This is a genomic window from Iodobacter violaceini (assembly GCF_011601265.1).
Lineage (GTDB): Bacteria > Pseudomonadota > Gammaproteobacteria > Burkholderiales > Chitinibacteraceae > Iodobacter > Iodobacter violaceini.
This window is the reverse complement of sequence record NZ_JAAOLX010000034.1, coordinates 1-666: the sequence shown is the minus strand read 5'-3', so window position 1 is coordinate 666 and position 666 is coordinate 1. Positions and strand designations below refer to the sequence as shown.

Genomic DNA, 666 nt, shown 5'->3' with positions numbered 1-666 from the left:
TTTCACCAGAAGTAGGTAGGCTAACCGTAAGGAGGCCGCTTACCACGGTGGGATTCATGACTGGGGTGAAGTCGTAACAAGGTAGCCGTAGGGGAACCTGCGGCTGGATCACCTCCTTTCAAGAGAAAAGACTTTTGGATTGAGTACTCACACTCATCGACTGTAAAAAACAAAGATACAAAATCAGATTGGGTCAGTAGCTCAGTCGGTTAGAGCACCGTCTTGATAAGGCGGGGGTCACAGGTTCGATTCCTGTCTGACCCACCATTAATTTTAATGGTTGGAAGGCTCTGTCAAAAGAGCGGCCAGTTTGGTTTTGATTGCAAGAAAGTAAGCGGTAATTGGGGGCTTAGCTCATCTGGTAGAGCACCTGCTTTGCAAGCAGGGGGTGAACGGTTCGAGTCCGTTAGCCTCCACCATTCCCTTCGAGTGGTGGAAAGAAGTAAGGCAGAAACTAAAAATAACACACTGTCTCAAGAGAGATTCAAAGCTTGGGACGATGGTTTATTTCTGATTTCTAAAATCAGCAAGACGTATCTTTGATCTTTAAAAAAATAGAAGAAGTAATACTCAAATTTAGAAATAAATAAGGGTAGATTGTATCAAAACTTAAATCTCGAAGTCAGAACTGAGGTTTAAGTGTCGCAAACAAAGCGAAATCAGATA

The 666-nt window shown here is 43.2% G+C and carries 2 tRNA genes and 1 rRNA gene; all 3 read left to right on the top strand.

The annotated features are described in order from the left end of the window. Positions 1 to 119: ribosomal RNA gene (locus tag HA050_RS21730) — 16S ribosomal RNA — on the top strand; the annotation flags it as partial. Between the two features lie 71 nt (positions 120 to 190). After that, positions 191 to 267 (top strand) — tRNA-Ile (locus HA050_RS21725). Positions 268 to 343: 76 nt separating this feature from the next. Beyond that, positions 344 to 419 (top strand) — tRNA-Ala (locus HA050_RS21720). Positions 420 to 666 lie beyond the last annotated feature (247 nt).